Below are 8677 nucleotides of genomic sequence, written 5' to 3' on the forward strand. Positions count from 1 at the left end.
ACCACGCCCAGCGCCACCAGGGCGACGGGGCTGCCCGAGGCGGCGGCCGCGCCGACCGCGCGGTCGAGCACGCCGGGCAGTTGCAGACCGATCAGGGCCAGGGCCGCGCCGAACAGGGCGGCGGCGCCGATCGGGTTGCGGAACGCCTGCATGGTCGAACGCCAGACCGAGCGCCCGCCGGCCCAGCCGAGCAAGGCGACCCCAAGAGCGGTGGCCAGCACGAAGTCCACGGCCACGAGCCCCGCGCCCAGGCGGGCGATCTCGGGGCCGAACACCGCGGCGGCCACCGGCAGGCCGAGGAACGCGCTGTTGCCGACGCCGGCGGCCATGGCCGTGCCGGCCCGCTCTTCGCGGGTCCAGCGCAAGGTCAGGCCCGCCAGCACCAGCAGGCTCATGATCGCCGCCAGGCAGCCGGCATAGGCGGCCAGGCCCAGGGTCAGGTCGTGGCCCGGACGGCCCATGCGCGACAGGGAATGCACCAGCAGGGCCGGAAAGCCGATCCAGTAGACGTAGGCCGAAAGGCCCTGGGCCATGCGGCCGTCGAACAGCCGCAGCCGCGCCAGCACCACGCCGGCTCCGACCAGCATGAAGAACGGCAGGGCCCGCGCCAGGACCTCCAGCGTCAGGGCGATCACGCCGGATGCGCCTTGGCGGGCGGGAACAGGGTCATGCGCGAGGGCCTCGGCGGAAAACGCGGGGTCGCTGATACCACCCGTCGCGCGCCGGGGTCAAAAGCGTCGCTGCGATTGTACGGCTTCCGCGGCCAGAGAGCCGAGAGGCGGGAGGGGACGGCTTACCGATCCTTCATTTGCCACCGCCTTTTGGTTGAGTTTCAACGGGGCTCCTCCTCGCAAGGAAGCGAACCGATGCTCGACCGCCGCCGACTGCTCGCCCTGGCCGCCGTGGCGGGGGCGTCGCCGTCTCTGGCGACCGCGCGCCAGGTTTCGGAGCTGCCGGCGGGGCCCGTCGATCCGACGGCAGTGCTGGCGGAGACCGGCGCGCCGGCCGTGGCCGGCCTGGTCTCGAACGCCGAGCGGACGATCCTGACCGCCGTCGGCGGGGTGCGCCGGGCGGGGGCGCCCGATCGGGTCGAGGCGCGCGATCCCTGGCACATCGGCTCCAACACCAAGGCGATGACGGCGGCGCTCTACGCCCGGCTGGTCGAGGCCGGCCAGGCGAAATGGGGCGCGACGCTCGGCGCGTTGTTTCCCGGCGTGAAGCTCGACCCGGCCTGGCGCGAGATCACGATCGAACAGCTGATGAGCCACAGCGCGGGGCTCCGCGACGGGCCGGTGATGGCCGGCGCGTGGCTGGTCCGCGCCAATCTCGACAAGCGGCCGCTGCCCGTCCAAAGGGTCGAGGTCGCCGCCCAGGTGCTGTCCGCGCCGCCGACCGGCAAGCCGGGGACCTTCGAATACGCCAACTTCAACTACGTGCTGGCCGGCGCGGCGATCGAGGCAATCACCGGCGTCGCCTGGGAGGAGGCGATCCGCACGCGCCTGTTCCAGCCGTTGGGGATCGAAAGCGCCGGCTTCGGCGCGCCGAAGGGCGACGTCCCCTGGGGGCACGTATCCGCGCCGGGCGGCGGGCTGACGCCGGTCGATCCGGCGGGACCGGCCGACAATCCGCCGGCGCTGGGTCCGGCCGGCACGGTGCACATGACGCTCCAGGACCACGCCCGCTTCGCCCGGCTGTTTCTGAAGGACAGCGCGATCCTCTCGCCCGACAGCATCCGCCGCTTGACCACGCCCGCGCCGGGCGCGACCTATGCGCTGGGCTGGGGGATCGTGCCCGAAAAGCCCTGGAGCCGGGGTCCGATCCTGGCCCACGAGGGCTCCAACACCCTGTGGCACGAAGTGGTGCTGATCGCGCCCGGCCGCGGCGCGGCGATCATCGCCGCGACCAACGCCGGCCCGGAGGCGTCGAAGGGCGCGGCCATCAAGCTCGCCCAGCAGTTCCAGAGGGCCTACGTGGCCTGAGGCTGGCTACCGCTCGTCGCCGGGCAGGCGGATGTGGACCAGCTTCCACTCGAACAGCGCCCGGCGCTGGAAGGTGAAGATCGTCGCCTTGTCCTTGGCGCCGGGCCGGCGCACGGCGATGCGGACGCGGTTGGGGTCCCAGTAGGCGATGGTCGGATAGGGGCCGCGCACCACGGCCTGCATGCGGGCCAGCACCGTCGGCGGACGCGGCGGCGACAGCGGGGCCGCGCCGGGCGCATAGCCGCGGGTCAGGGCCTGCAGGCCAGGAACGGTGAGATAGCGGTCGACCTTGGGCTCGGGCGGGACGATCGGCTCGATGGCGCGCTTGAAGACGCCCAGCGGATTGCTCCAGATCGACGGGGCTTCGGGCTTGGCGGCCGGCGCCTCCTCGTCCAGCTGTCCGGTCAGGCTGCGGCGCACCGACGGAAAGTCGACCAGCTCGCCGATCGCCTGCACGTCCTCGTACTGGGCGGCCGCTTTCAGGGCGCGGAACGCGAACCAGGGCGCCGTGGCGTAGGCGGCGGCGAACACGAAGATCGCCAGGACGATGAGGTCCCAGATCCGCTTCTGCAAAGTCATTGCGCCCCCGCACGGTTAACGCCGCCTAGAATGGGCATTCATGCCCTTCCTGCAAGGGCGTTCGCGCGCCGGGAGTTCCATTGATGGAATCCGCTTTCCTGACGGGCCTGGGCGCTCTATGGGGTCGCCGCTCGCGGCGGCGCTTAAGCGCCCGCCGCCCCTGAGGAATTTCCGGAGCGCCCATGGCCGGCCTGCGTCTCGCCGATCTTTTCCGCTGCAAGCCCGTGGGCGCGATCGCGGCAGAGGGGGACGACAATCCCAACGACCTGTCGGGTGAACTGCACCGCTCGATCGGCCTGTTCCAGCTGACCATGCTGGGCGTCGGCGCCACGATCGGCACCGGCATCTTCGTGGCCCTGACCACGGCCGTGCCGCTGGCCGGGCCGGCGGTCATCGTCTCGTTCGTCATCGCCGGGATCACCGCGGCCCTGACGGCGCTGTGCTACGCCGAGCTGGGCTCGACCATCCCGGTCTCGGGTTCGTCCTACTCCTACGCCTACGCCACGCTGGGCGAGTTCGTCGCCTTCCTGGTCGGGGCGTGCCTGCTGCTGGAGTACGCCGTCTCGGCCTCGGCTATCGCCGTGGGCTGGGGCCAGTACCTGAACGAGCTGTTCTTCGACCTCTTCCAGTGGCGCCTGCCCGAGGCCCTGGCCGCGCCGCCCGGAGCGGGCGGGGTGTTCAACCTTCCGGCCGTGGTGTTGGTGGGCTCGTGCATGGTGCTGCTGCTGCGCGGGGCCAAGGAATCGACCACGGTCAACGCCGTGCTGGTGGTGGCCAAGCTGCTGGTGCTGCTGTTCTTCGTCGTGATCGCCTTCACCGGCTTCCGGTCGGAGAACCTGACGCCGTTCGCGCCGATGGGCGTTGCCGGGATCGGGGCGGCCGCCTCGTCGATCTTCTTCTCCTATATCGGCATCGACGCGGTCTCGACCGCCGGCGACGAGGTCAAGAACCCGCGCCGCAACCTGCCGCTGGGCGTAGTGTTGAGCCTGCTGATTGTCACCGCCGTCTACGTGCTGGTGGCCGTGGCCGCCGTCGGCGCCCAGCCCTGGACCGCCTTCGCGGGCCAGGAAGCGGGTCTGGCGGTGATCCTCCGCAACCTGACCGGCGCGGGCTGGACCTCGCTGATCCTGTGCCTGGGCGCGATCATCTCGATCTTCAGCGTCACCCTGGTCGTCATGTACGGCCAGACGCGGATCCTGTTCGCCATGAGCCGCGACGGCCTGCTGCCGCGCCTCTTTCAGAAGACCGACCCGCGCACCCGCACCCCCGTGTGGAACACGGTGATCGTGGCGGCCTTCATCGCCTTCCTGGCCGCCTTCGTGCCGTTGAACGTGCTGGTGAACCTGACCAGCATGGGCACGCTGATCGCCTTCGCCATCGTCTCGGCCGGGGTGATCATTCTGCGCCGCACCCGGCCCGACCTGCCGCGCGGCTACAAGGTTCCGCTCTATCCGGTGCTGCCGGTGCTGAGCGTGGCCTTCTGCCTCTACCTGATCATCGGCCTGCCGTGGGACACCTACCTGCTGTTCGGCCTGTGGGCGGCGGCGGCCTGCGTCATGTACTTCGGCTATTCGCGCAAGCACTCGAAGCTGGCGGCGTAGGCTGGAACCTCCCCCTCTGGGGGAGCGGCCGAAGGCCGGAGGGGGGCGTTCCCAGCTTCCGCTGAATGAGTTGATCTCGCCGTCGCTCCCCCCCGCCGATCGCTGCGCGATCGCCTCTCTCAGAGGGGGAGGTTCCTCGTTTTGGGTCAGTTCTCATCTTCCTGGGGACCATACGTCCTCGCGCCTTGCCCTGGCTTTCCCCGCGCCTCTAGGCTCGCCCCTGGATTTCCAGGAGGCGGGGCATGGCGGAGGCGAGCAGCCGGCGGGCGGTGCTGGCGGGATTGGGCGGCCTGGGCGCCGCTAGCCTGTCGGCCTGCGCCACGACGGGGCGGGGTCTTCCCGCCGTCGCCGGCCCGTCCGGCTTCCTGGCGACGCCGCTGGCCCCGCTGCGGATGGAGGTCGACCGGATCACCAAGATCACCGTCTGCCTGCGTCCGTTCCGCGCCATGGGGCCACGCCTCGACGTCGAGACCGTCGCGGGAAAGCGCGTGGTGCACAACTACGGCCACGGCGGCAGCGGCTGGTCGCTGTCTTGGGGTTCGGCCGAGATCGCGGCGGGCAAGGTGCTGGAGGGCGGGACCCGCGAGGTCGCCGTCATCGGCTGCGGCGCCATCGGCCTGACCACGGCGCTCACCCTGCAGCGGGCCGGCGCCAAGGTGACGATCTACGCCAAGGAGCGCACGCCCTACACCCGCTCGGCCCGGGCCACCGGCACCTGGTCGCCCGACAGCCGCATCGCCGACGCCGACAAGGTCTCCGCCGACTTCCCGGCGCTGTGGGAGCGGATGGCCCGCACCTCCTATGCCGCCTACCAGACCCTGCTGGGCCTGCCGGGCGAGCCGGTGGCGTGGAGCGACCGCTACACCCTGTTCGACGCCCTGCCGGCCCCGCGCGGCCCGGGTCCCGTCAACTTGGCGCCGCCGGTGCGTTTCGTTACCTACAACGAGCGTCTGGCGGGCCTCGTGCCCAGCATGCGCGACCTGCCGCCGGGCGCGCACCCGTTCCCGGTCGCCCGCGCGCGGCGGGGCGTGCAGATGCAGTTCAACGTCGCCGACCTGGCCCACCAGCTGACCACCGATTTCCTGCTCGAGGGCGGGCGCATCGAGACCATGGTCTTCGACACGCCGGCGGATATCGCGCGGCTGAAGGAGCCGGTGGTCGTCAACTGCACGGGCTATGGCGCGCGGGCGCTGTGGAAGGACGAAAGCGTCACGCCGGTGCGCGGCCAGATCGCCTGGCTGGCGCCGCAGCCCGAGGTCCGCTACGGCCTCTACTACCGTCACGTCTCGGTGCTGCCGCGCCCGGACGGGATCGTCGTGCAGCAGGTGGGCGAGAGCGAGATGTTCGGCTACGGCGTCGCCGACGAGACGCCGGACCGCGCCGAGGCCGAAGACGCGGTTCGTACAATCGCAAAGCTGTATTCACCAAGTCGGGTGTAGAATCGCCGCGATGAGCCAGATTGAAGTCCAGGGAATGGAAAAGCGCGCCTATCGACGCTACCCCGCCTCGCGCAAGGCCTACCTCGTGGTGGGCGGCGAGCCGCTGCGCTGTCGCCTGATCGACATCGCCAAGGGCGGCGCCCGCATCGCCGGGCCGGAGCTGTCGCCGCAGGCCGGCCCGCTGCACCTGGTCGACCCGGCCCGTCGCCTCGTCCACCTGACCCGCATGGTCTGGCAGGGCGACGGCCAGATGGGCCTGCAGTTCATCGAAAGCCGCGCCTTCACCGAAGCCCTCGGCGGGGCCGAAGGCGCCGGCCGCGTGGTCGACATGATCGGTCCCTGGCCGACCGACGGCTAGGACGCCGTCGCGGCCTCGTGGCGCATGGCTTCGGCGCCCAAGGCGACGTGCTCGGGGATGCGCCCGTCGGCCTTCCGCTCGCTGTAGCGGTCGACGAGATAGTCGGCCCGGTCGCGGGTCAGCAGGGTGAACTTCACCAGTTCCTCCATCACGTCGACGACGCGCTCGTAGTAGCTGGACGGCTTCATGCGGTCGTTCTCGTCGAACTCCTTGTAGGCCATGGCCACCGACGACTGGTTGGGGATGGTGATCATCCGCATCCAGCGGCCCAGCAGGCGCAGGGTGTTCACCGCGTTGAACGACTGCGAGCCGCCGCTGACCTGCATCACCGCCAGGGTCTTGCCCTGGGTGGGGCGGACGCTGCCGATCTCCAGCGGAATCCAGTCGATCTGCGACTTGATGACCCCGGTGATCGCGCCGTGGCGCTCGGGGCTGCACCAGACCTGTCCCTCCGACCATTGCGACATCGCCCGCAGCTCCTGGACCTTGGGATGGTCGGGGCCGGCGGCGTCGGGCAGGGGCAGGTCGCGCGGGTCGAAGATCCGGGTCTCGCAGCCCAGCGCCTGGAGGATCCGCGCCGCCTCCCCGACCAGCAGGCGGCTGAACGAGCGCTCCCGCAGCGACCCGTAGAGCAGCAGGATGCGGGGCGGATGCGTCGCGGGCGCCGCCACGGTGAGCCGGGCCTGATCCACCGGGGCGAGGAACTGGCGGTCGAGGGCGGGGAACTCGGTCATGGGCGTCTCCAACGGCGTCATTGATCTGTCAGATATTTCGATCATATTGGAAATATGGAATCGAAGTCCGCTGTCAACATGCTCTCCGCCCTCGGCCACGATGGACGCTTGGCGATCTTCCGCCTGCTGGTGAAGGCCGGTCCTGTCGGGATCGCGGCGGGCGACATCGCCCGGACGCTGGACGTCCTGCCCAACAGCCTGTCGGCCAACCTCAACGTCCTGTCGCACGCGGCGCTGGTCACCTCGCGGCGCGAGGGGCGGTCGATCATCTATTCGGCCGACTACGGCGCGATGAGCGGCCTGCTGGGCTTCCTGATGGAAGACTGCTGCAACGGCGCTCCGGAAGTCTGCGCCCCTCTGGGCGCGATCGTCGCCAAGGCCGGGGCCTGCTGCTGACATGGCGCGCTTCGACTGGTCGCGCCGCCTCGTCGCCGAAGCCCTGGGCTCGGCCCTGCTGCTGGCGGTGGTGGTCGGCTCGGGGATCATGGGCGAGCGGCTGGCGGGCGGCAACGTCGCCATCGCCCTGCTGGGCAACACCCTGGCCACGGGAGCTGCGCTGGTGGTGTTGATCGGGGTGTTCGGACCGATCTCCGGCGCGCACTTCAATCCGGCCGTGACCCTGGTCGCGGCGCTGCGGCGCGAGCTGCCTTGGCGCTTGGCGCTGGCCTATCCGGTCGTGCAGGTCGCCGGCGCGGTGCTGGGCGTCTGGGTCGCCCACGCCATGTTCGGCGAGCCGGTCGTCCAGGTCTCGACCAAGCTGCGCGCGGGCGGCGCCCAGGCCTTGGCCGAGGTGGTGGCGACCTTCGGCCTGGTGGCGACGATCCTGGGGACCGTGCGCTTCAGGCCCGACAGCACGCCCATGGCGGTAGGGCTCTACATCACAGCCGCCTACTGGTTCACGGCCTCGACCTCATTCGCCAATCCGGCGGTGACGATCGCGCGGAGCCTGTCGGACACCTTCGCCGGGATCGCGCCGTCCTGCGTCCCGGCCTTCATCCTCGCCCAGCTCGCCGGCGCCCTGCTGGCGGCGGGCGTCTTCGGCTGGCTGCTGAAAGCGGAGACCGCGTCGTGACCGACTTCCCGATCACCATCTTCCACAACCCCGCCTGCGGCACGTCGCGCAACGTCGTGGCCATGGTCGAGGCCGCCGGCTACGCGCCGAACGTGGTCGAGTATCTGCAAGCCGGCTGGACCGCCGAGCAACTGCGGGATCTCGCCGCCCGCGCCGGCCTGCCGCTGCGCGACCTGATCCGCGAGAAGGGAACGCCCGCCCAGGACCTGGGCCTGCTGGCCGAGGGGGTCTCCGAAGAGCGCATCCTCGACGCCATGGTCGAGCACCCGATCCTGGTGAACCGTCCGATCGTGGTGACGCCCAAGGGCGTGGCCCTGTGCCGTCCGTCCGAGCGGGTGCTCGACCTGCTGGACCGCCGTCCGGCCAGCTTCACCAAGGAGGACGGCGAGGTCGTCATCCTCTAGACGGCCGCCGCGTCCCGGGCGCGAACAGCAGGTCGGACCAGCGCCAGGAGGCGTCGCCCAGCGCCAGGCGCGGCGCGCCGGGGCCGTCGGCCAGGCTGACGACGACGAGGCCGCGCATCAGGTCGGCGCGACAGGCGGCTGGAGCAAAGCCGACCTCCATGATGATCGCCTCGCGCACGCCCGCCAGGCCCTTGCCGACCTGGCCTGGGCTCTGCAGCCACTTGCCGCGCCAGACCAGCACCGCCTTGCCCGAGGCTGCGGCCTCGCCGTGCGCCGACGCCAGGGCCGAGCGGACGCGGGGATTGCGCCGCAGAGCCGCTTGCAGCCGCCGGACCATGTCGCAGCTGGCGCCGTCGCCCGAGCCGTTGCCGGATCCCGTTCCCACGGTGGTCGCGCCGGCGAGATCGGCTTCGCCCAGTTCGGCCGCCATCATGGTGGTGTCGGCGGGCGTGGCGACCAGGGGCTCGACGTCGGGCGGGCGCACGGCCGGGCGGGCGGTGCGGGTCGGCGG

10 protein-coding genes and 1 pseudogene are annotated in these 8677 nt (G+C 71.3%); 7 read left to right on the plus strand and 4 right to left on the minus strand.

Translation table 11 applies throughout. The annotated features are described in order from the left end of the window. Nucleotides 1-635, minus strand: a 635-nt coding sequence (locus tag DMC18_RS11500) for an AEC family transporter (protein WP_199232565.1), incomplete at its 3' end; no start/stop codon positions are given. 231 nt (nt 636-866) lie between these two features. Here DMC18_RS11500 and DMC18_RS11505 point away from each other — a divergent pair. Next, nucleotides 867-1979 carry a serine hydrolase gene (locus tag DMC18_RS11505; RefSeq protein WP_110121525.1) on the plus strand — a complete coding sequence of 371 codons (1113 nt, stop codon included), beginning with the start codon at nt 867-869 and terminating at the stop codon, nt 1977-1979. 6 nt (nt 1980-1985) lie between these two features. On the opposite strand, the gene DMC18_RS11510 is transcribed toward DMC18_RS11505, so the two are convergent. Next, the gene (locus DMC18_RS11510) at nt 1986-2558 is read right to left on the minus strand and encodes a DUF2939 domain-containing protein (RefSeq protein ID WP_110121524.1); all 573 of its coding nucleotides are present in this window, start codon (nt 2556-2558) and stop codon (nt 1986-1988) included. 182 nt (nt 2559-2740) lie between these two features. On the opposite strand from DMC18_RS11510, the gene DMC18_RS11515 reads away from it, so the two are divergent. From DMC18_RS11515 to DMC18_RS11525, 3 genes are all read left to right on the plus strand, one after another. Continuing rightward, nucleotides 2741-4159, plus strand: a complete 1419-nt coding sequence (locus DMC18_RS11515; protein WP_110121523.1) for an amino acid permease — start codon at nt 2741-2743, stop codon at nt 4157-4159. A 242-nt stretch (nt 4160-4401) separates the two neighbouring features. Beyond that, on the plus strand, nt 4402-5598 hold the full coding sequence (locus tag DMC18_RS11520) for an FAD-dependent oxidoreductase (RefSeq protein WP_110121522.1): 1197 nt from the start codon (nt 4402-4404) through the stop codon (nt 5596-5598). A 10-nt stretch (nt 5599-5608) separates the two neighbouring features. Continuing rightward, nucleotides 5609-5956, plus strand: a complete 348-nt coding sequence (locus tag DMC18_RS11525; protein ID WP_110121521.1) for a PilZ domain-containing protein — start codon at nt 5609-5611, stop codon at nt 5954-5956. Here the strand turns inward: DMC18_RS11525 and arsH are convergent. Further along, nucleotides 5953-6690 (minus strand): arsenical resistance protein ArsH, encoded by a 738-nt coding sequence (gene arsH / locus DMC18_RS11530; RefSeq protein ID WP_110132946.1) that lies wholly within the window; start codon nt 6688-6690, stop codon nt 5953-5955. The two genes, DMC18_RS11525 and arsH, sit on opposite strands and share 4 nt — an antisense overlap. Before the next feature lie 54 nt (nt 6691-6744). Between arsH and DMC18_RS11535 the strand changes: the two genes are divergently transcribed. The 3 genes from DMC18_RS11535 to arsC are packed head-to-tail and all read left to right on the plus strand — an operon-like array spanning nt 6745 to nt 8166. Then, nucleotides 6745-7086 (plus strand): helix-turn-helix transcriptional regulator, encoded by a 342-nt coding sequence (locus DMC18_RS11535; protein WP_110121519.1) that lies wholly within the window; start codon nt 6745-6747, stop codon nt 7084-7086. A gap of 1 nt (nt 7087) precedes the next feature. After that, complete coding sequence (locus DMC18_RS11540; RefSeq protein WP_110121518.1) at nt 7088-7762, plus strand: MIP/aquaporin family protein; 675 nt, start codon at nt 7088-7090, stop codon at nt 7760-7762. Further along, nucleotides 7759-8166 (plus strand): arsenate reductase (glutaredoxin), encoded by a 408-nt coding sequence (gene arsC / locus DMC18_RS11545; protein WP_110121517.1) that lies wholly within the window; start codon nt 7759-7761, stop codon nt 8164-8166. The genes DMC18_RS11540 and arsC overlap by 4 nt, the downstream gene beginning before the upstream one ends. On the opposite strand, the pseudogene DMC18_RS11550 reads toward arsC, so the two are convergent. Further along, nucleotides 8156-8677, minus strand: a pseudogene (locus DMC18_RS11550) (hypothetical protein); the annotation flags it as partial. The gene arsC and the pseudogene DMC18_RS11550 overlap by 11 nt on opposite strands.

Source organism: Caulobacter sp. D5 (assembly GCF_003185805.1).
GTDB lineage: Bacteria > Pseudomonadota > Alphaproteobacteria > Caulobacterales > Caulobacteraceae > Caulobacter.